17 protein-coding genes and 1 riboswitch are annotated in these 20,418 nt (G+C 68.9%); of the genes, 9 read left to right on the top strand and 8 right to left on the bottom strand.

Annotated elements, in window-relative coordinates:
• Positions 1-8 precede the first annotated feature (8 nt).
• From selA to sugE, 8 genes are all read left to right on the top strand, one after another.
• The gene (gene selA / locus ACN28I_RS08440; RefSeq protein ID WP_420941569.1) at positions 9-1,406 is read left to right on the top strand and encodes an L-seryl-tRNA(Sec) selenium transferase; all 1,398 of its coding nucleotides are present in this window, start codon (positions 9-11) and stop codon (positions 1,404-1,406) included.
• Positions 1,400-1,999, top strand: a complete 600-nt coding sequence (locus ACN28I_RS08435; RefSeq protein WP_420941568.1) for an HNH endonuclease — start codon at positions 1,400-1,402, stop codon at positions 1,997-1,999. Before selA ends, ACN28I_RS08435 begins: the two co-directional genes overlap by 7 nt.
• A 128-nt stretch (positions 2,000-2,127) precedes the next feature.
• Positions 2,128-3,858, top strand: coding sequence for a hypothetical protein (locus ACN28I_RS08430; RefSeq protein ID WP_420941567.1), 1,731 nt, complete (start codon positions 2,128-2,130; stop codon positions 3,856-3,858).
• Between the two features lie 128 nt (positions 3,859-3,986).
• Entirely contained in the window at positions 3,987-4,934 is a 948-nt protein-coding gene (locus ACN28I_RS08425; protein WP_420941566.1) for a P-loop NTPase, read from the top strand.
• Complete coding sequence (locus ACN28I_RS08420; protein WP_420941565.1) at positions 4,934-6,073, top strand: helix-turn-helix domain-containing protein; 1,140 nt, start codon at positions 4,934-4,936, stop codon at positions 6,071-6,073. Before ACN28I_RS08425 ends, ACN28I_RS08420 begins: the two co-directional genes overlap by 1 nt.
• Positions 6,074-6,164: 91 nt before the next feature.
• Positions 6,165-6,428, top strand: coding sequence for a hypothetical protein (locus ACN28I_RS08415; protein ID WP_047858179.1), 264 nt, complete (start codon positions 6,165-6,167; stop codon positions 6,426-6,428).
• The gene (locus ACN28I_RS08410; RefSeq protein WP_420948598.1) at positions 6,422-7,414 is read left to right on the top strand and encodes an RluA family pseudouridine synthase; all 993 of its coding nucleotides are present in this window, start codon (positions 6,422-6,424) and stop codon (positions 7,412-7,414) included. The genes ACN28I_RS08415 and ACN28I_RS08410 overlap by 7 nt, the downstream gene beginning before the upstream one ends.
• Positions 7,415-7,486: 72 nt before the next feature.
• A riboswitch (guanidine-III (ykkC-III) riboswitch) is annotated at positions 7,487-7,546 on the top strand.
• Positions 7,547-7,562: 16 nt separating this feature from the next.
• Positions 7,563-7,889: a quaternary ammonium compound efflux SMR transporter SugE gene (gene sugE, locus ACN28I_RS08405; protein ID WP_420941564.1), complete on the top strand. Its 327-nt coding sequence runs from the start codon at positions 7,563-7,565 to the stop codon at positions 7,887-7,889.
• A gap of 41 nt (positions 7,890-7,930) precedes the next feature.
• Here the strand turns inward: sugE and ACN28I_RS08400 are convergent, their stop codons facing one another.
• Both ACN28I_RS08400 and ACN28I_RS08395 read right to left on the bottom strand, forming a co-directional pair.
• On the bottom strand, positions 7,931-9,250 hold the full coding sequence (locus ACN28I_RS08400) for an HD-GYP domain-containing protein (protein ID WP_420941563.1): 1,320 nt from the start codon (positions 9,248-9,250) through the stop codon (positions 7,931-7,933).
• Between the two features lie 3 nt (positions 9,251-9,253).
• Positions 9,254-11,020, bottom strand: a complete 1,767-nt coding sequence (locus ACN28I_RS08395) for a HEAT repeat domain-containing protein (RefSeq protein WP_420941562.1) — start codon at positions 11,018-11,020, stop codon at positions 9,254-9,256.
• A gap of 281 nt (positions 11,021-11,301) precedes the next feature.
• Here ACN28I_RS08395 and ACN28I_RS08390 point away from each other — a divergent pair, with 281 nt between their 5' ends.
• Positions 11,302-11,946: a hypothetical protein gene (locus ACN28I_RS08390; protein ID WP_420941561.1), complete on the top strand. Its 645-nt coding sequence runs from the start codon at positions 11,302-11,304 to the stop codon at positions 11,944-11,946.
• Positions 11,947-11,956: 10 nt separating this feature from the next.
• On the opposite strand, the gene ACN28I_RS08385 is transcribed toward ACN28I_RS08390, so the two are convergent.
• From ACN28I_RS08385 to ACN28I_RS08360, 6 genes are all read right to left on the bottom strand, one after another.
• On the bottom strand, positions 11,957-12,754 hold the full coding sequence (locus tag ACN28I_RS08385; RefSeq protein ID WP_420941560.1) for a head protein: 798 nt from the start codon (positions 12,752-12,754) through the stop codon (positions 11,957-11,959).
• Positions 12,751-13,269, bottom strand: a complete 519-nt coding sequence (locus tag ACN28I_RS08380) for a hypothetical protein (RefSeq protein ID WP_420941559.1) — start codon at positions 13,267-13,269, stop codon at positions 12,751-12,753. The genes ACN28I_RS08385 and ACN28I_RS08380 overlap by 4 nt, the downstream gene beginning before the upstream one ends.
• A gap of 240 nt (positions 13,270-13,509) precedes the next feature.
• Complete coding sequence (locus tag ACN28I_RS08375; protein ID WP_420941558.1) at positions 13,510-15,981, bottom strand: OPT family oligopeptide transporter; 2,472 nt, start codon at positions 15,979-15,981, stop codon at positions 13,510-13,512.
• A 169-nt stretch (positions 15,982-16,150) separates the two neighbouring features.
• Positions 16,151-17,041, bottom strand: coding sequence for an RNA polymerase factor sigma-32 (locus ACN28I_RS08370; RefSeq protein WP_375765309.1), 891 nt, complete (start codon positions 17,039-17,041; stop codon positions 16,151-16,153).
• 417 nt (positions 17,042-17,458) lie between these two features.
• Complete coding sequence (locus ACN28I_RS08365; protein WP_420941557.1) at positions 17,459-19,498, bottom strand: transglutaminase TgpA family protein; 2,040 nt, start codon at positions 19,496-19,498, stop codon at positions 17,459-17,461.
• A complete protein-coding gene (locus ACN28I_RS08360) occupies positions 19,495-20,379 on the bottom strand; it encodes a DUF58 domain-containing protein (RefSeq protein WP_420948597.1) in 885 nt (294 codons plus the stop codon). The genes ACN28I_RS08365 and ACN28I_RS08360 overlap by 4 nt, the downstream gene beginning before the upstream one ends.
• Positions 20,380-20,418 lie beyond the last annotated feature (39 nt).

Below are 20,418 nucleotides of genomic sequence, written 5' to 3'. Positions count from 1 at the left end.
TTCCGGCCGTGGGTGCACCCTCGACCGAGAACGGGGGGAAGAACGCTCTGCTGCGAGCGCTCCCCTCCATTGAGCAGCTCCTGCGCCGGCCCTCCCTGGAGGAGAGGCTGGCGGCGATTCCGCGTCCCCGGGCCGTGGCGGCGTTGCGGCTGGCGGTGGCGCGCGTGCGCGAGCGGCTGTTGCGCGGCGAGGCCCGTCCCTTCGAGGACTCGGACGTGGACGAGGCGTTGCGCGCGCTGGCCACGCCCAACCTGCGGCCCGTGCTCAACGCCACCGGCGTGGTGCTGCACACCAACCTGGGCCGGGCCCCGTTGGCTCCCGAGGCCGTGGCCCGCGTGGCCGAGGTGGCGCGCGGCTACTCCAACCTCGAGTACGACCTGGACGAGGGGGAGCGCGGCAGCCGCTATGCCCCCGTGGTGGAGCTGCTCACCCAGCTCACCGGCGCCGAGGACGCCCTGGTGGTGAACAACTGCGCGGGCGCGGCGCTGCTGGTGCTCGCCACGCTCGCGGCGGGCCACGAGGCCATCGTCTCGCGCGGCGAGCTGGTGGAGATCGGCGGCGGCTTCCGGGTGCCGGACGTGATGAAGCAGTCCGGGGCGCGCCTGGTGGAGGTGGGCACCACCAACCGCACCCGCCGCTCGGACTACGAGTCGGCCCTCACGCAGGACACCGGCGTGTTGATGAAGGTGCACCGCTCCAACTTCGCGGTGGTGGGCTTCACCGAGGAGGTGGAGGTGAAGGAGCTGGCCGCGCTGGGCCGCGCGCGCGGGGTGCCCGTGTTCGTGGACCTGGGCTCGGGGGCGCTGGTGCCGCTCACGGGCGAGGGCCTCACGGACGAGCCCACCGTGCCCGCCATCGTGGCCGCGGGCGCCGACGTGGTGGCCTTCTCCGGGGACAAGCTGCTGGGCGGGCCACAGGCCGGCATCATCGTGGGCCGCACCGAGCTGATCGCCCGCATCAAGAAGCACCCGCTCACCCGGGCGCTGCGTATCGACAAGATGACGGTGGCGGCCCTCGAGGCCACGCTGGAGCTGTACCGGGACGGCCGGCCGGAGGCCGTCCCCACGTACCGGATGCTCACCTGGCCCATCGAGGAGCTTCAGGCGCGTGCCGAGCGCCTGCTCGGTCTCCTGGTGAGGAAGGGAATCAAGGCCCGGGTGGTGCCCATCTCGGGGCAGGTGGGCGGAGGAGCGATGCCGCTGGCCAGGTTGCCGTCCTATGCGTGCATCCTCACCGTTGGGGAGCCAGCCTCGTTCCTGGAATGTCTTCGGGGAGCGGGAGTTCCGGTGATTGGGCGGATCTCGGACGGTGAGGTGGTTATGGACGTCCGGTGTCTGGCGGAGGAGGACCTCGGGCCGGTCGCTGACGCCGTCGGTACGGCCTCACAGGGAAGGCATGCATGTTGAACAGCGCCGTTCTCGTCCTGAACCGTAACTATCAACCGGTGCACGTCACCTCGGTGAAGCGCGCCCTCGCCTTGCTCTACCTGGGCGTGGCCAAGGCCATCGACACCCAGTACCGCCTGTATGAGTTCTCGGACTGGGCGGCCCTGAGTGCCAGCGCTCCGCACGACAGCATCCACACCATCGACCGGCGCATCCGCGTGCCCCGGGTGGTGGTGCTCTCCGCCTACGAGTACCTGCCCAAGGGCCGGGTGCGCTTCTCCCGCCTCAACATCTATGCGCGCGACCATGACACCTGTCAGTACTGCGCCCGGCAGTTGCCGCGCGCGGAGCTGAACCTGGACCATGTCGTCCCGCGCTCCCAGGGCGGCAAGACGAGCTGGGAGAACGTGGTGTGCTCGTGCGTGCCCTGCAACCTCCGCAAGGGGGGGCGCACGCCGGCGCAGGCGGGCATGAAGCTCCTCAAGGTGCCCATGCGGCCGCGCTGGACGCCCTTCTTCCGCGGCGCCTCCCGCCGCATCACCTACCGCGAGTGGCTGCCGTTCCTGAACCTCGCCGACGCCTCGTACTGGAACGTCGAGCTCCTCGCCGAGTAGTGGAGGAGGGCGCCGCTACGGCGCTGGAGTTTTCCAGGCAGAGCGGTCCGCCGTGGCCGATGTAGGGCTCGTGGGGTCTCCCGCGAAGCACGGATTCTGTCCGCGCTTCGACTTTCAGGGAGATATCCATGCAGGGGAATCGTTGGCTGGTGCTGAGCGCGCTCGCACTGGTCATGAGCATCGCGGGCTGTGACTGTGGCGGGCCGCCGGATACCGGCGATGACGCCGGAGTCATCGACGACGGCGGCTCCAATCCGGGGGATGATGGTGGGGACGTCACGCCGGATGACGGCGGCACCGGGACCCTCCCGGATGGCGGTGTGCCCCCGGCGTGCTTGGACGAGGGCGCTGCCTGCAGCCGGAATGAGGATGCGGGGACGGGGACCTTGTGCTGTAGCGGCGTGTGTGGTGCGGACGGCCGTTGTTCGGAGCCCGACACGCTCTGCCGGACCCCTGGCGAGGCCTGCACCTCCGGCGTTCAGTGCTGCACCAACGTGTGCCTGAGCAACGGCACGTGCGGCAACAACCAGTGCCTCGACATCGGGGGCTCCTGCTCCAACGCCGAGCAGTGCTGCACCAAGACGTGCACCAACGGCACGTGCGCCCAGATTCCGAGTGACACGTCCTCCTCGTGCAAGGTGGTGGGCCAGGGCTGCGGCGTGGATGGAGACTGCTGCTCCAAGAACTGCCAGGCCGGCGTCTGCGCCCGTTCCTACTCCTGCCAGGCGTATGGTGACGTCTGCACCAGCAATGCGGAGTGCTGCGGCAACGCGTGCTCGGCCCCCACCGGCGGCGTGGGCCGGTGCCAGATGATCACCGGCGGTGGCGGTGGCGGCTGCACCCAGGACGGCAACCCGTGCAGCAGTGGCTCCGGGTGCTGCTCGCGCACCTGCGTGGATCTCGGCTACGGCGCCACGGTCTGCCAGCCGGTCGGTGGCTGCAAGCTCACCGGAAATTTCTGCACCCAGGACAGCGACTGCTGCGGCGGTGGCAAGTTCCCGGACGGCGGGCCCATCAACCCCAACGGCACCGTGAAGTGCGTGGGCGGCCGTTGCGACAACGGGCAGGCCTGCAACGGCGTGGGCAACATCTGCGGCGCCGGCACGCTGCCGGACGGTGGTGCCGTCGACATCAACGCGTCCCAGAACTGCTGCGACGGCAGGAAGGAAGTGTGCCAGGTGGACTCGTCCGGCGTGCCGCGCTGCTTCGGCGGCGGTACCGGCCCGAGTGGCGCATGCCCCACGGGTTACACGGGCGAGGCGCCCTGCTGCATCGCGCAGACCAACACCTGCCAGTTCTCCGAGCAGTGCTGCGACGGTGCCCTCTGCCTCCCGGCGAATGACGGGACGGGCCGGCTGTCCTGCCAGAAGCCGACCTGTGCCGCCGTGGGCACCCCCTGCGGCAACGATGGTGGCGAGACGTGCTGCGCGGGCACCCAGTGCCTGCCCACCTCCGAGTTGACCAAGGCCTGCCAGGTGCCCTACACCCCGCCTCCTCCCACGGACGGTGGCACCACCCCGCCGGATGCGGGCGGCTTCTGCCAGGCCAACGGCGCCGCGTGCACCTCCGCCGCCCAGTGCTGCTCGGAGATCTGCTCGGGTGGCAAGTGCGAGGCACCCGCGGCGTGCCAGCCCCAGTCGGGGGCGTGCACCTCCGGCTCGGACTGCTGCTCCGGCCTGAGCTGCCAGGTCCCGCTGGGCAGCACCTCCGGCACCTGCCAGCCGGGGGCTACCTGCTCGTCCAGCGGCCAGGCGTGCTCGCCGACGGATCCGTGCTGCACGGGCCTGTCCTGCCGCACGGCGACCGGGCTGGCGTGTGATGGGACTACGGCCTGCGTCTGCCGGATCCCCATCAACTAATTGGCCAGGGAGTCGACGCGGAGCGCGGGACAGGTTTTGATACGGATGCTTTGAGTCCCCCCAGTCCCTCCTCCGCGTCGCAGCCCGCTCGTTCGTCCCCGCCCGCCCAGCCGTCCGCGGGCGCGGCCGTGCGCACGGACCCCGAGTCTCCGGGGATCGTCGCTCGCAACCGCCCCCACCGCATCATCGCGGTGGGAGGCGGCAAGGGCGGTATCGGCAAGTCGCTCGTCTCCGCCAACCTCGGCGTCGCGCTGGCCCTGCGAGGCCAACGCGTTCTGCTGGTGGACGCGGACCTGGGCGGCGCCAACCTGCACACCTGTCTGGGTGTCGCCCAGCCCACGGCCACCTTGTCGGACTTCATGTTGCGCCCCAAGGCGCGGCTGGAGGACGTCATCGTGCCCACCGGCGTGGCCAACCTGTCGCTGATCGCCGGTGCGTTGGACGTGCTGGACGCCGCCAACATCAAGTACGCCCAGAAGCAGCGGCTGTTGCGCAGCCTGCAGACCCAGTCGGTGGACTACCTCATCATCGACCTGGGCGCCGGCTCCAGCTTCAACACGCTCGACTTCTTCATCATCGCCGACCACGGCGTGCTGGTGCTGCTGCCCGAGCCCACCTCCGTGGAGAACGCCTACCGCTTCATCAAGGCCGCCTTCTACCGGAGGCTCCAGCAGGTGGAGTCGCAATACGGCATCGAACGGCTGGTGGAGCGGGCCATGTCCACCCGCGAGGGGGCCGCGAAAACGCCTCATCAGATCATCCAGCACGTGCGCCAGCAGAACGCCGCGCTCGCCGAGCGGCTCGAGAAGGAGCTGGCCGCCTTCCGCGTGAAGCTGGTGCTCAACCAGGCGCGCTCCGACGGCGATCTCAACGTGGGCGCCGCGGTGGTCTCCGCGTGGAAGAAGTTCTTCGGCCTGGAGATGGATGACCTGGGGGCCATCCGTTACGACGACGAGGCGTGGCGCGCGGTGCGCAAGCGCCGGCCCATCGTCCTGGAGAAACCCGAGTCTCCCGCCGCTCTCGGTATCCAGCGCATCGCCGACCGCCTGCTGGCGCTCGACGGGGTGACGGAGTGATGTCCGCCATGAAGCACTTCGAGCAACAGTCCTACTACGAGCTCCTGGAGGTGCCGGTCACCGCCTCGGAGGATCAGATCCTCGACGCCTACGCACGGGCGATGGAGACGTACTCGCCGGACTCCATCGCCGTGTACACGCTGGCCGAGCCGGAGGCGCTCGACGCCCTGCGCGAGCGGCTCACCCAGGCCATGGAGGTACTCTGCGCGCTGGAGCAGCGCCTCGAGTACGACCGGAAGATTGGCGTGAAGCGCTCGCCGGAGGAGCTGGCCCGTCTGCGCGCCGAGTCCCTGAAGCGCGCGGCCGAGGCCCCCGCCGGGAAGGCGCCCGCCGACGGGGCAGGGGAGGCACCGGTCACGGAGGCCGCCGCCCAGGCGCAGCCCGTGGCCGAGGTGAAGCCCGCGCTCCAGGCCGTGCCCGCCGCCGAGGAGGAGCCCCAGGAGGCGGAGGTGGTGACGGGCGAGGTGGTGGTCGAGGTGGAGCCGGTGGCCGAGGCGAAGCCCGCCGCGCCGGAGTCCGCCGCCGAGCCACTGGCCGCCGAGGCCCCACCGGAGCCGGCCGCCGCTGCCGCCGCCGCGCCTGACGCCGCGCCCACCCCGGAGGCTGTTCCCGTGGTGCCCCTGGCCGCGAAGCCGGGCTCCCTGTCCCGGTCCCTCACTCCCGCGCCAACCCCGGGGCTCAAGCCGGCCATCCATGCCCGGCCCATGACTCCCGTGGCTCGCCGCGGTTCGGCCCTGCCGCCCCCGCTGCCGCCGCGCAATGGGGCCCGTGCCATCGTGCGCGCGGAGGCCGAGCCCACGCCCCCGGCCCCGGCTCCGGCCCCGGCTCCTCGCCCCGGCGACTCGCGCACCCGGCTCAAGACGGTGGTCGACGTCCCGCCCGATGCCGAGTTCAACGGGGAGCTGCTGCGCCAGGTGCGCGAGGGCCGCAACCTGTCGCTGCATATGCTCGCGGACCGCACGCGCATCTCCTCCCGGCACGTGGAGAGCATCGAGGCGGACCGCTACGACATCCTGCCCGCGTCCGTCTATCTGCGCGGCATGTTGATGAGCATCGCCCGCGAGCTGGGCCTGGACCCGCTCCGGGTGTCGAGGAGCTACATGGGGCTCGTCGCAGCCGGTGAGAAAAAGAACCGCTGAACCCTCCCGGGCCCTTCGAGCGTCCCCCAGGTGTCCGCTGCCCTGTCAGCGAAGTTGACACCCTGGGGGGGGCTGCTTAGAAAGGTCCAGGATGACTGAAGAAGAAAAGATCAAGGCCATGCGGCTGGCCCGCGCGATTGCCTCGGATATCTCGCTCTACAACGAGCAGAAGATCATCAAGGGCATCGAGCAGGACAACCTCTTCGAGGTCCTCAAGGAGGAGCTGGAGGAGGGCCGGGAGCTCTACAAGAGCCGTGTCAGCCCGGAGATCTTCCAGAAGATGAATTTCTTCGAGCGGGCCATCAACGACATCGTCCTGCGCTCCAAGGCGCACGTGAAGTCGAAGATCTGGTGACCCCCGAGGCGCGAGAGCACCGTGCCCCGCCCGAGGCCCGTGGCGATCGGCTGGATCAGGTTCTCGCGCGCGCTTTTCCGGATCTGACGCGCTCGCGCATCCAGGGCCTCATCGAGGCCGGGAACGCGCGGATCGACGGCAAGCCCGCCAAGGTGGCCCAGCGGCTGCGCGGCGGCGAGCTGCTCTCCCTTCACATTCCCGCTCCGGTGCCGGCGGTGCCGGTGGCCGAGGAGCTGCCCATCTCGGTGCTGCACGAGGACCGGGATCTCGTCGTGGTGGACAAGGCGGCGGGGATGGTGGTGCACCCGGGCGCGGGCCACGCCTCGGGGACGCTGGTCAACGCGCTGCTGCACCGGGTGAAGGATCTGGCCGGAGTGGGCGGCGAGCTGCGCCCGGGCATCGTGCACCGGTTGGACAAGGACACCACGGGCTGCCTGGTGGTGGCCAAGCACGAGAAGTCGCTGGTGGCCTTGCAGAAGGCCTTCAAGACGCGGGTGGTGGAGAAGACGTACCTGGCGCTCGTGCACGGGACGCCCAAGGCCGCCGAGTCGCGCATCGAGACGCTCTACGGCCGCCACCCGGTGAACCGCCAGCGCTTCACCGGCAAGGTGAAGGAGGGCAAGCCCGCCATCACCGTGTACCGCGTGCTCGAGGCGTTCGAGGACGCCGCGCTGGTGGAGGTGGATCTGCTCACCGGCCGCACGCATCAGATTCGCGCGCACCTGTCGGAGGCGGGCCACCCGCTGCTGTGCGACAGCCTGTACGGCGCGGGCCGCAAGGCGAAGGGGAAGGCGGCGGAGGCGCAGGAGGTGCTGGGCCGCCAGGCGCTGCACGCGTGGAAGCTGGCCTTCCCGCACCCGCGCACGGGCAAGGAGCTGCACGTGGAGGCGCCGCTGCCCGCGGACTTCACCGCCGCGCTGAAGGTGCTGCGCGGGAGCGCCGCGCCCACGGCCCAGCCCAAGGCCGCCCGGTCCAGGAAGAAGTAGGCCGGGGAGCGCGTTCTGCTGGACGCGAGCGGTGAGGCGAGGTTATGCCCTCCGCTGTCTGGCGGGCTCATTGGGGAGCTCGCCGGGCCCGGACGAGGTGCGCCGTACCCGGTCACGACAAGACGACGCCTCAGAAGGAGTGTGCGTCATGGCGTGGATTCTGCTCATCATCGCTGGACTGCTCGAGGTGTGCTGGGCCATCGGGCTCAAGTACACCGAGGGCTTCACCCGTCTGCTGCCGTCCGTGCTGACGGTGGCGGCCATCATCGCCAGCATGGGGCTGCTGGGAGTGGCGGCCAGGAGCCTGCCCATCGGCACCGCCTACGCCGTCTGGGTGGGCATCGGGGCCCTGGGCGCGGCCGTGCTGGGCATCTTCCTGTTCCACGAGCCCGTCACCCCCGCGCGCGTCTTCTTCCTCGCGCTGCTGCTGATCTCCATCATCGGCCTGAAGGCCACGAGCGGCGGGGAGCACTGAGCCCTCGCGCGGGAGTGGCGTGGGCGCTCTGGCTCGAGTGATTACACGCCTCCGAGCGTCATCGTCTGCTGCCGGCGGCTCAGCACCTTCACCGGCTGGATGGCCATGACGCGCATGAAGACCTGGAGCAGCTCCGGGTCGAACTTGTGGCGCATCTCCGTCCACATCAGCATCAGCGCCACCTCGGGGCCGTACGCGTCGCGGTAGGGCCGCCTCGACGTCAGCGCGTCGTAGGCGTCGCAGATGGCGAGGATCTTCGCGTACACCCCGAGGCTCGTCTTCGGGATGATCATCTCGATGTTGCCCCGGCCGTCCCGCACCGCCGTGCCGAAGTCCGCCTTGTGCTCGAACGTCGTCACCACGCGCAGCAGCGTCGAGCGCGTGAAGCCCTTCTCCATCAGGATGTTGCGGATGGAGACGAGCGGCGCCTTCTGGATGAGCGCCTTCTCCTCCGCGCTCAGCGCGCCCTTCTTGGTGGACAGCTCCTCGGGCAGCGTCACCATGCCCGCGTCGTGGAAGAGCGCGGTGTAGCCGAGGTCTCTCAGCTGCGCCTTGGTCAGCCCCAGCTCCATGCCGAAGACGATGCTCATCAGGCACACGTTCACCTGATGGTAGACGAGGTAGTCCACTTCGCTCTTCTTCAGCGTGGTCATCCCCAGGAAGTGCGTCTTCTGATCGAAGGAGATGTCCACGAAGTCCTGGACGATCCGCAGCGCCTTCGCTGTGTTCAGCGGCTTGCCGGCCTGCACCGACTCCAGGTACTTCGTCAGGAAGAACACCGCGCGCGAGTACACCGTCATCGCGTACTTCTTGCGGTCCACCTTCTGATCATCCGGGTTGGCCAGCTCGTCCCGGTTCAGCTTCTCCTTCAGCTTGGAGAAGCGGGTGACCTTCATGTTGAGCAGCTTGCGGCCCGCCAGCCCCTCTTCCTCCGCCGATGACGACTGGTCCTTGCTGAAGATCCAGATGAAGTTCTTCAGGTCCGGCACCGTGACGGGCTTGTTCAGCGAGATGCCGCCCACGTCCTTGGAGCGCATCTCCCCCAGCAGGTAGCGCTGGTTGTCGATGGAGTTCAGGTCCACCTTCACCAGCATGTTGTTGAGGTAGAAGGAGTCCTTGACGCCCACCAGCTCCAGCCGGCCTTCCTTGGAGATGATCTGGTTGACGATGCCCTGCAACTGAAGCAGCGGCTTCTCGAAGACGGCGTTCTCCGGGTCGTACATCTTCACCGAGCGGATCAGCATGTACAGGCCCGACACGAGCCCTCGCGCCAGCGTCTGCAGCTTCTCCGAGTAGCCGCGGCCGAACTCGCCGACGTTCTCTTCCTGGCCCTGGGTGACCTTCACGGCATTGTCCATCATGGTTCAGGCCTCCTCGGTGGTGGACGTCTCGCCGAACAGCGTCTTCTTCGTCTGGTACATGGCCTTGCGCGCGGCGTTGAGCACTTCGACGGGCTGGCTCTTGTCCTCCACCACGCCCTGCAAGGCCTTGTACGAGGGGATGGAGCACGCGCCCGCCAGCCCGGCGATGGCCAGCAGCTTGTCCTCCAGCACCTTCTTCTTGTTGAGCATCGCGGGCTTCACCGCGATCGTCTGCAGCAGCATCGAGATGGCCCCGGGCAGCCCCGTGGCGCCCAGCGCCGTGTAGATGGCCGTGCGCTCCTCGAGGCTCTTCTTCTCGAAGTTCGCATCCTTCATCAACCGCACCAGATCCACGTAGGCCTTGTCCCGGTCGAACTCCGGCAGCAGCCGGGCCGCCAGCATGCGCACCTGCGTGGCCGGATCATTGAGCGCCTCGAGGATGAGCTTGCGCGCCTCGGCGGTGCGGCCCCGGGCGATGATGTTCATCACCTCCAGCTTCACCGCGAGGTTCTTGTTGAGCAGCACCAGGCCGAACATCTTCACCCGGTCCGGGTGGTTGCTCTTCTCCAGGACGTAGACCATGTCGCGCACGGTCTGCGGCCGATCGGACTCCAACCGCTGCACGAAGGGCTGCGGATTCTCCTGCGCGAAACGCGCCAGCGCGTCGCACACCAGCACGCGGTTCTCCGGGATCTCGATCGTCTCCAGCGCGTTGAGCAGCGTGAACACGGTGGAGGCATCCAGCGCCTGGAGGTAGCGGGTGATGTCCACCGGATGCCGCGGGCGCGTCGTCTTGAGCATCTCCGCCAGCCGCATCACCCGTTGCTCCTCGCCCATCTTCAGCGTGAAGTGGGACAGCAACGAGCCGATGCTGCTCTCGGGCGCGCGTTGCGCCATGGAGCGCATCTTCAGGACGATCTGGTTGATGGTGCCGTAGTCATCCTGGATGAGCATGGCGTCCAGAAGCTGCACGAAGACCTCCTCGAGCAGCGCCGTGTCGTCCACGCCTCCTTCGATGACCTGGAAGATGGCGCTCATCAGCTTGGGGAAGAGCCGGGCGTTCTCCTCCTCGGAGATCTCCCGCTGGAGCCGGGCCTTGAGATCGTCCGAGGCGTAGTTGCCGGCCACCACCAGGCCGCGCATCTGCTCCACGCCGTCCAGCTTGGAGTCCAGGTCCTCCGCGTTCACGCGGGCGAAGCGCAGGTAGTCTTCCGAGTTCGTCTTGAGGCGCGAGTAGAGGTAGCCGACCACCTTGTCGACCTCGACCTCGACCTCGTGCTCGGAGACCTCGTCCATCTTGAAGCCTTCGACGACGACGTACTCGACGTGCTCCAGGCCGGAGCGCCAGAGCTGGGCCAGCACGTCCTCGGCGCCGCGCTCGGGCTCGGACAGGGCGATGAGCGTGAACGTCACCAGCTCCGAGACCGTGAGGCCCGGCCGGAAGATGAGCTGGCGGATGCCGTCCCGGAAGAACTTGTAGGGCAGCGGCGTGTCCTCGGAGAAGGTCGGCTCGCCGTGCAGCATGAAGTTCTGCTGCTCCACCTTGAGCGACAGCGGGCCGTGCTTCTCCGTGTACGCGGCGAGGGCCTCCGTGGCCCGGGCGAGGAACTCGGGGAAGCGCGCCTCGTTGTGCCGGTACATGCCGATCTGCTTGATGCCCTTGAGTAGCTGGAAGGTGAAGTCGCGCGCCGACTCGAGCTTCTCCTGGACGGCCGGATCCGTCGTGGGGTCCTGGGCGGTGCGACTGGCGGTCTGTGCCTGGAGGGCCATGACGTCCTTGGATGGGCGGGCAGGGGAGAGGGGAAGTTCAGTGTACCCCGTTTCTTCCCGTTTCGCCTCACTGGAAAACATCAGCAAGCCGGGGGGTTTACCGGGCCTGTGTCCAGAAGGGGTTACTCCGCGTGTAGGGTCTGTGCACCCACCCTACACCCCGAGAGGAGGGGCCCTGGCGGGGTGCTTTGAGGGGATCCCACAGTGTGGGAGCGTCCAACCCGGCGGCACCCGGACGGGGCTTGGAGAAACATGCGGATGGGACGTAGGAGAGAAGAGCCATGACAACCGCCGGAAACCTCATGCGGAGCAGGGCTCTGCTGGTCAGCGAGAGCCTGCGCTACACGCCGGGAAGCGTGCAGGGCCACCGGGTCGTCACGATGCGGGGGGACGGCTTCATCGGGGTGGCCGCGGCGCTGAGCGCCTCCGAGTACGTCGTGCTGTTGCTGCCGGGAGTCACGTTGCTGCGCGAGCGCAAGCCCGACACGAGCGTGGGAGAGGCCTTGTTCTGCGAGGCCCAGGTCCAGCGCAGCACGGTGGTGCTGACCATCAACGTCGCCTGGCGCGAGTCCGCGGCCACGCCGCAGCAGTGGCGGGACACCTTCGCGGAAGACCTGGACCTGGAGAAGCAGTCGGACGTGTTCCGGGACAAGCTGGAGTTCGTGGACGTGCCCGAGGCGTTCACGCACCTGCCGGACCGCGTCGTCCGCCGCTACGTGCCCAAGGCGAACCCCGCGCGGTTGTTCCAGGACGTGTGGCTCGGAGCGTCGCGGATCAACTTCGAGCTCATGGCCTCCATCGACATGCCCGAGGAGTCCGCGGCGCGGGGCCTGGAGCCGCTCATCGTGCAGGCCGAGGTCTTCGTGGACAGGGATCTCATCCGCGCCTGGCCGGGCGTCGAGTCGGGGCCCGTGAAGGAGCCGTGAGCCGGACGCGTTACTCTTCCTCGCGCTTCGTGCCACGGCTGAGCCGTTCCAGCCCCGCCTGTCTTTCCCGCGCCAGGTCATCGGCCAGGGTGAACGGGTAGATGGCCCGGTGGTTCACGTTCTTCCAACAGGCCGCCACATGGTGCTTGCCGCCGATGGAAATGAAGGCATGCCTGGGCGGGTTGGTGAGGGCCGCGAGCCATGCCTCGGCCTGCTCGCGGGTGTCGAATGTGGCCACCACCGGTGGAAGGCCTTTCTCCAACTGGTCTTCGATGAACTCGCCCACGACTGGAGTGGGAATGAACGGCCAATCCCTGTCTTCACGAGTCGCGAATACCACGTGGTATTCACCACCAATCAACACCCTGGCCTTGTAGGGCGGAACGGACTGGTGCTCCAACCAGGCATCCGCCTGCTCGCGGGTGTCGAATGCGGCGATGACGGGTGGAAGCGAGCTGCTTCGCCAGTAGTCTAGATAATCCTCGAGCCCCTCGTGCTGGCCAGAAGCCTCGATGAAGATGAGTGCGTCACTGGCGCCCCGCAGGGTTTCCTTCTCTTCGGCTGATTGCGCCTGGGACCGCAGTTGCTCGAGGTAATGCATCACGTCGGCGAAGGAGAGTGACCGCACCTGACCTGGCTGCAGGCTCTTTCGGAAATCCTCGAACCGGTACAGTTGTCCACTGGTGGAGAGAAAAGACGCTGCGGCGCTGGCGATTTCCAGGAGCTTTCTCTCCCCGTCGGAGTGGTTGTTGCGCCGGTATTCGAGGAGCAGCAGAACCGCGTCGCCCAGAGGGTTGTCGGAGCTCACCGAAACGCCTCCGCGAGATGTAGATCGACGGGAGCATCGGGCGACGTGAGGAGAAGGGCGGGTGCCAGTATCAGGATTCCCCCGCTGCTCATGACGACGTAGAAGACCACGCCCGTGATGATGACAGCGGTACCCACCGCGATTTCTTCCTTGTGGCGCTTCAGCCAATCGACAGCCTCGCCGGTAGCTCGAAACTCCAGCGCCCCCGCAGCCTGTCGCTCGAGTCTTCTACGGCAGTCTTCGCTCTCCTTGCGACACTCATCCGTGCAATACGCCTTCAGGGCGGCTCGAACACTCTTGTAGCTGGCGATGTAGTGCTCGGCATGAGGTGGAAGAGGGCTTTCATTGCACCTCTTCATGCATTGTTCCCATACTTCAAAGCAGGCACTGCCAATCGGGTCGTTACTCATCGGATTGCTTGTCCGCTTGATGACGCCGCCGATACCTACCGTTCCAAACAGGGCCTGATAGTGCCGCAGGTCAAAGTCCGCGAGCGGCTTCCAGTCGTGCGTCACCCGCCCATCCGGAGTCTCCTGGACAACGAGCACGAACCGGCCCAGGTTGTGCGGGCCGGTAGGACCCCGGGCCGCCGTCACAGGCTTCGCCGCGGAGCAGGAGACAAGGAGAAGAACGAGGCTCGACGCCGCGAGCTTCCGTAGGAGTGCGCTGACGCTCATGCCGCGCGCGTGTAGGGCAAGGACCTCGTCACGTCCAGCGGAAACCCGTGACGGCCCGTACTCCTCATGCGACGTGCGCTACTTCGCGGGTTTGGCCTGCGCGCCGCTCTCGCCTCGCAGCCCCGTGAGGAGCAGCAGGGCGGTGATGACGGTGAAGAAGCCCAGGCCCCACAGGTTGGATTCCTGCAGGAAGCGCGAGAAGGGCGTGTCGCCGAGCATCCCTGGAATGTCGATGGCCCGCGTCCAGGCTCCGTCGCTGACGATCTCCAGGAAGGCGATGAGCACCCCCGCGATGGCACCACCGGCGATGTAGCCCGAGGAGAGCAGGGTGCCGGGCGAGAACTCGGACTCGGCGGCCGAGCCTCCGCGCACCCTGTCCACCACGTAGCGCACCATGCCGCCCACGAAGATGGGCGCGCTGCTGGAGATGGGCAGGTACACGCCTACCGCGAAGGGCAGCGAGGACACGCCGCACAGCTCCAGCATCAGCGCGATGAAGACGCCCACCAGCACCAGGTCCCACGGCAGCTTCTGCGTGAGGATGCCGTCGATGATGAGCGCGAAGAGCTGCGCCTTGGGCGCGGGGTAGCGGGTGAGGGGAACGCCCTCGTAACTGGTGATGCGGCCGCCAATGCCCGGGTCCACCACGTAGTGGATGGCCCCCGCCTCATCCACCAAGTACGTGCCCGTGGGCACCGGAGTCTCCGCCCCCCGGACATAGCCCACGCGCCAGGTGCGCTCGGGGCCCGGCGTCACCGCGCCGAGTTCCGATACCTTCACCGTCTGCCCCGATGCCAGCCGCACGTCCGTGGCCGCCACGCGCTCCACTGGCTGCGCGTTCCAGCTCCGCAGCTCGGGAGCTCCACCCGGCCCCTGTGCCACCTCCAGGCCCTGCCTCCACAATGGGCCCTTCAGCTCGGCGAGCTTCACGCCCCGCGCCGCCAGCGTCTGCTCCGACACCGCCCACGGGTACGTGTGCTGCGTGCGCGTCTCGTCGCCCACCACGCTCACCGTCTGGCCCGGGTGCGTCTCGGGGAGGACGGTGGTGGCGCCCCGGTTGAGCACCACCAGCACCAGGCCGATCAGCAGCGAGCTGGTGAGCACGCCCACGAAGAGGGCGATCTGCTGCCGCCGGGGCGTGCCGCCCACCAGGTAGGCCGTCTTCAAGTCTTGCGCCGTGGTGCCTCCGTTGGAGGCCGCGATGCCCACGATGGCCGCCGTGGTGAGCGCCATGAAACGGTCCTCGGCGCTCGTCCACCCCAGCAGCAGGTACACGAGGCACGTGAGCAGCAGCGTGGCCACCACCATGCCGGAGATGGGGTTGGACGAGGAGCCGATCTCGCCGGTAATCCGCGCGCTCACCGTCACGAAGAAGAAGCCGCACACCACGATGAGCAGCGCGGACAGGAGGTTGACCTGCAGCGGGGGCGCCAGCCAGATGCCCAGCACGAGCAGCGCGCTGCCCGCCAGCACCACGGTGATGGGCAGATCCTGCTCGGTGCGCAGCAGCACCGGCCCCGCTTCCTTGCGTTGCGAGGCCAGGAAGGTGTCCAGCCCGCGCCGGAAGGCGTTGAGGATGGTGGGCAGCGAGCGGATGAGGCTGACGAGCCCTCCGGTGGCCACCGCGCCCGCGCCGATGTACAGCACGTACGCGTCCCGCACCGTGTCCGGATCCATCTCCCGGATGAGCGTGCCGTCCGGCCGCAGCAGCGGCTGCTCGAGCCCGCTGCCGAAGAAGGTGATGAGGGGAATCAGGATGAGGTAGCTGAGCACGCCACCCGCGAAGGTGATGGACGCCACCTTGGGGCCGATGATGTAGCCCACGCCGAGCAGCTCCGGGCTCACCTCCATGGACACCGAGCCGCCCGTGTAGCCCGCCCGCTGTGCCACCCCGGCCGCCGTTGTCTTCACCCAACCCAGCGCCGTGCCCACCACCTCCTTGAAGAGGTGCAGGCCCGCGTAGGCGAACTTGTAGAGCCCTCCCACCGCGAAGCCGAGCACCACCGTGCGGGCGTTCGTCCCGCCTTCCTCTCCCACGACGAGCACGTCCGCCGCGGCGGTGCCCTCGGGGTAGGCGAGCTTGCCGTGCTCCTGGACGATGAGGCCGTCGCGCAGCGGAATCATCATCAGCACGCCCAGCACGCCGCCGAGCGAGGCCACCAGGAAGGCGTGCATCAGGTCGATGTCGTAGCCCAGCAGCAGCAGGGCCGGCAGCGCCGCGGCCACCCCGAAGGCGAGTGACTCGCCGGCCGAGCCCACCGTCTGGACGATGGTGTTCTCCAGGATGTTGGAGCGGCCCAGCGCCCGGAAGATGGCGATGGACAGCACCGCCACCGGAATGGAGGCCGACACCGTCAGGCCCACCTTCACCGCCAGGTACACCGACGAGGCCCCGAAGACGATGCCCAGCACCGAGCCCAACGCCAGCCCGCGCAGCGTCAGCTCCGGCCGTGACTCGGTGGCCGGCACGTAGGGCTTGTGGATCGCGGGCCCGGCGGCCTGGGCGATGGGGACGCGATCCTCGGAGATCGGCGGTTGGCCGTGAGACAAGGGGGGCGCTCCTCACTGCGAGGGAAGCGGCCCTTCTAGCAGACGTACGAGCCCGTGGATCGCCGCTCGCCACACATGTGCGGCCCTGGAAACACGAAGGCGCCCCCACCGCGAACAGTGGAGGCGCCTCGGGTGCTTCACCCGGGAGCCCGGACGGGCCCCGCCAGGACTACTGCATGGACGCGGTGGCGTCCGGATCCACCTCGGCCATCAGCGCGGCCAGCTCGGCCTTCAGCTTGTCCTTGGCGCGGATCTCCAACTGGCGGGCGCGCTCGCGCGAGAAGCCGAAGTGCTCGCCCAGCTCCTTGAGCGTCATCGGCCGCTCGTTCATCACGCGCTGCTCGATGATGAAGCGCTCGCGGGGATCCAGCCGCATCAGCGCCGTGCGCACCCGGGCGTTGATGAGGCCCGCCTCCTCCTTGTCCGCGAACTCGTCGTCCTGCGGCGCGCTCGCGCTCACCACGAAGTCCACGTGGCTGTTGCCCCCGTCCTCGCCCATCGGCGCGTCCAGCGACAAGTCGCGCCCGCCCATGCGCTGCTCCATCTCGCGCACCTCGCCGGGCTTCACGTGCAGCCGCTTGGCGATCTCATCCACGTTCACCACCGAGCCGTCCGCGTCGCCCAGCTTCTCCAGCTCGCGGCGCGTGCGCGCCAGACTGAAGAACAGCTTGCGCTGCGCCTGCGTGGTCCCGAGCTTCACCAGCGACCAGCTCTTGAGGATGTAGTTCTGGATGTACGCGCGGATCCACCACACCGCGTAGGAGATGAGGCGGATGCCCTTGTCCGGATCGAACTTCTGCACCGCCTTCATCAGGCCGATGTTCCCCTCCTGGATGAGGTCGGACATCTTGATGCCGTAGGAGCGGTACTCGTAGGCCACCTTCACCACGAACCGCAGGTTGGAGGTCACCAGCCGGTGGCCCGCCGCGAGGTCGCCCTTGATGAACCGCCGGGCCAGTGCCTGCTCCTCCTCGACCGAGAGCAGGGCGTACTGGTTGATCTCCGACAGGTACATGGCCAGCGAGCCCGAGTTGGACGACTGCTCAGTGGAGAGCTGCATGGTTTCTCCCGAGTGACCCCGTGCCGGGGCCGGTGAGAAGTGGTTTGGAACCGCGTGACAACCCGATGGAGGGTGGCTAGAGCAACGTGTGTGCCACGGCCTCACGCGGTAATTCGCCAGTCGCAACGCATACTTGGCCGATGCGAGCGCACGACGGTGGACGGAAGTCCGTAAGCGTTACAGCGCCGGTCCGGTTCCACCGGGCGAGGGGGGCAGTAAAGAATGCGCCTCTAGTCTCAAATGGCCTCCTGGCCCCCCGTCCGCAATTGAACTGTGGGGCAGGGGAGACGGGGGCCTGTCATCGCCCCCTTCGTCCCTACGGGTAATAAGGAGACCCCTTGCCGCTGGCCGGAAAAGTCCTCGCGCCCCGCCGGAAGGCAGGCGGGTAGACGGGCCCTCGGCGGGCAAGGGCCCCTCTCAGGACGCGCGGGCCTTCGGGGCCTGCAATTGCTGCTGCTGCTTGTGGACCTCGACGCTCTGCTTGAGCTCCTTGAGGAGCCGGGCCGACTCGCCGGGCTGCAGCGGACGCTGGCCGAAGCGGGCCTCCAGGTAGCGGCGCGTGAGCGGCGACACCACCGGTGCCAGCGGGTGGGCCTCCCGCGTCAGCCGCGCCGACACGTCCTCGAGCGTCTCACCGTCAGCCGCGCGCACGCCCGCCGCCGCGAGCTGGCGCTCCACCGCGTCCACGAAGCGCGTCGCCTCGAGCGCCCGGGCCCGGGGCTTGCGCCGCGAGAGGTACTTCCACGTCCAGTACACGGCCGCGCCCACCAGGGCCGCCGTCAGCCAGGCGCGCAGCGGGGGGAGCTGGGTCTTCTCCTTGCCCGGCTCGGTGCGCGGCGGACGCGACAAGTCCCGCATGAAGTTCATCTGGTCGCGGAACGAGTAGTCGACGACGGACGAGCGCCACGCCGACTCGATGGCCTCGTAGAAGGAGATGAGCGACTCGAGCAGCTCCAGCGACTGGTTGGCGCGGAAGGCCGGAGGCGTGGCGTCCACCGTGACGAAGCCACGCCCGGGCACCAGCACGTGCGTCCACGCGTGGGCATCTCCGGCGCGCACGAGGTACTCGTCTCCCACGCGCTCGCCGCCGAAGAAGCCCGTGGCGAGCCGGGCCTCGAAGCCCTGGGTGCGCAGCATCAGCGTGAGCGCCGTGGCGAAGTGCTCGCAGTGGCCCGCCTTGCGCACGAAGAGGAACTCCATCAGCGGATCCGCCACGTCCCCGCCCAGCTCCAGCGTGTACGTGTACTCGCGCTGCAGCCAGTCCGAGAGCTTCTGGGCCGCGGCCAGCGGATCCGTCTCGTTGCCCACGATCCGCTGCGCCAGCGCCTCGATGCGCGGATCGATGCCCTCCGGCAGCGCCAGGAGCTGATCCAGCTCCGTCTGATTCAGCTTGCCCGGGTTCGTGTCCGTGCCCGGCGGCACGCTGTACACCTCGTAGGAATACCCGAGCCCCTCATCCACGAAGCGCAGCTCGTCCCCGCCCAGCTCCTGGAGCTGGATGCGCCGGTCGCCCGTGGGGGTGTGCATCAGGGCGTTGCCCAGCTTGGCGGGGGTCTCCAGGGCGATGAGCGTGCGGCTGCCGTAGGCGGGCAGCAGCTCGATCCGCTGGTACACCTGCTTCTCCGCGCCCGGACGAAGCGTCACGCGGGTGCGGCGGCGGGTGTTGGGCGGGCCGATCGTCGACCACTCCTGGCCGTCGAAGGTGTCGTAGGTGCGGCCCAGCCAGTAGGAGTCGAGCCGCTCGCGGCCCGGATCCGGCGTCAGCTTCGCCCGCAGCACCACGCGGGGGTTGCTCTTGAGGGTGCCCGAGCCGCCCAGGCGCACGGTGTCGGCGAAGCCGCTGGTGGCCGGGCCGAGTCCCGGGGTCGCGCGGCGCACGCCCATGTTCCAGTTGAGGCGCGGGAAGAGGACGAAGAAGGCGATCGCACCGGCCATGGCCACGAGCACGCCCTTGGACAGCGGGCGCATGACGTGACGCACCGGCACCGGCTCGCCCGGGGGCACCGCCGCCTCCACCACCGCCAGTCCCAGCGACATGCTCGCCAGCACCGCGAAGGCCAGCAGACACACGGCGAAGAGCAGCTCACCGGAGAGCGCCGCGCCGCCGGCGATCATCAACAGGCCGGCCAGCAGCACCTGCCCGTCGGTGGCCGGGTTGGTCTCCGACAGCAGCCGTTGGGAGGCGACGAGGCCCGCGAAGGAGCAGGCGGCCACCACGAGGTCCATCTGCCCGGCGGCCACCGCGAGGTAGAGCGCGCCCGCCAGGGGCACCAGCAGCATCGCCGTCAGCCGGGGCGCGCGGGCGAAGGGCCGCCAGCCCATCAGCGACACGGTCAGCGCCAGGAGCACGAGCCCGAGCGCCCAGAGGGGCACCTGGCCGGACACGGCCATGGAGGCGAAGGCCGCCCCGGTGCCCAGGTCTCTCAAGATGAGGCGCAGCCGGTTGGGCCGGGTCATGCCGCTTCCTCCCGCTGCTCCTCGAAGCCCAGCCACGCCAGCGCCCGGAGGATGGCACGCTCCTGCCCGTTGCCCGCGCCCGGACGCAGCCGCTGCTGGGGCAGCTCCAGCCCCACCTCGTGACCCGCCTCGAGCAGCCGGTGGGCCTGTTCGGCCACTTCCTCGCAGCGCCGCTCCAGCGCGTCACCCGTCAGCCCGGCCTGCACGCCGAGGATGTACGTGCGGCGCTCCTCGCGCTCGCGCTCCACCTTGAGCAGCTTGCCCACCGAGGCGCTCTTCAGCCAATGCACGCGCCGGGCATCCTCGTGCTCGCCCAGCTCGCGCAGGCCCGCCACGTCTCCGGTGCCGTCCATCCGGTGGGGGTTGTTGGCCTCGCCCACGTGTCCCACGGCCGCCTCGCCCGGATCCGCGCAGGCGAAGCCCCGCCGCGGGTAGATGAGCAGGGTGCCCTCCAGCGCGAAGACGCGCGTCTTGGCGAAGAGGCCCAGCGGCCAGGTGGTGGTGATGCGCACGCCCGTCAGCTTCACCGGGCCGCGGCGGGGCGCGGTGAGATCGGCCCGCACCACGTGCTCCTCTCCCGCGGGCAGGTAGCCCACGCCGCCCTCGCCGATGAGGGGTGAGTCCACCTCGGACAGCGTGAGGGCGAAGGCATGCCCCTGGCGGCGTGTGATGCCCCAGCGGAAGGCGAAGGGCTCTCCGGCGAAGGCTCCCTCCGTGCCGACGCGCCGCACCGTCAGATCCTTGATGCAGCGCTCGGAGAGCACGCCGGAGAGGATGATGACGCTCAGCAACAACCCCAGCACCAGATAGAGGAGGTTGTTGCCGGTGTTGAGCGCGCCCAGGCCCACGCCGAACGTCACCACGAGGTACGTGCGTCCCATGCGCGTCACCTTGAGGGTGCGCGGCGGGCGGAGGGCGGC

The organism is Archangium gephyra, assembly GCF_049060025.1.
GTDB lineage: Bacteria > Myxococcota > Myxococcia > Myxococcales > Myxococcaceae > Archangium > Archangium gephyra_A.
Note: the sequence above shows the minus strand (reverse complement) of the source record. Positions and strands in the feature narration are given on the sequence as shown.

Coding starts and splice junctions, on each gene's coding strand:
- ACN28I_RS08435 (WP_420941568.1), top strand. CDS start 1,400: ATGTTGAACAGCGCCGTTCTCGTCCTGAACCGTAACTATCAACCGGTG.
- ACN28I_RS08430 (WP_420941567.1), top strand. CDS start 2,128: ATGCAGGGGAATCGTTGGCTGGTGCTGAGCGCGCTCGCACTGGTCATG.
- ACN28I_RS08420 (WP_420941565.1), top strand. CDS start 4,934: ATGTCCGCCATGAAGCACTTCGAGCAACAGTCCTACTACGAGCTCCTG.
- ACN28I_RS08415 (WP_047858179.1), top strand. CDS start 6,165: ATGACTGAAGAAGAAAAGATCAAGGCCATGCGGCTGGCCCGCGCGATT.
- sugE (WP_420941564.1), top strand. CDS start 7,563: ATGGCGTGGATTCTGCTCATCATCGCTGGACTGCTCGAGGTGTGCTGG.
- ACN28I_RS08400 (WP_420941563.1), bottom strand. CDS start 9,250: ATGATGGACAATGCCGTGAAGGTCACCCAGGGCCAGGAAGAGAACGTC.
- ACN28I_RS08395 (WP_420941562.1), bottom strand. CDS start 11,020: ATGGCCCTCCAGGCACAGACCGCCAGTCGCACCGCCCAGGACCCCACG.
- ACN28I_RS08390 (WP_420941561.1), top strand. CDS start 11,302: ATGACAACCGCCGGAAACCTCATGCGGAGCAGGGCTCTGCTGGTCAGC.
- ACN28I_RS08370 (WP_375765309.1), bottom strand. CDS start 17,041: ATGCAGCTCTCCACTGAGCAGTCGTCCAACTCGGGCTCGCTGGCCATG.
- ACN28I_RS08365 (WP_420941557.1), bottom strand. CDS start 19,498: ATGACCCGGCCCAACCGGCTGCGCCTCATCTTGAGAGACCTGGGCACC.
- ACN28I_RS08360 (WP_420948597.1), bottom strand. CDS start 20,379: ATGGGACGCACGTACCTCGTGGTGACGTTCGGCGTGGGCCTGGGCGCG.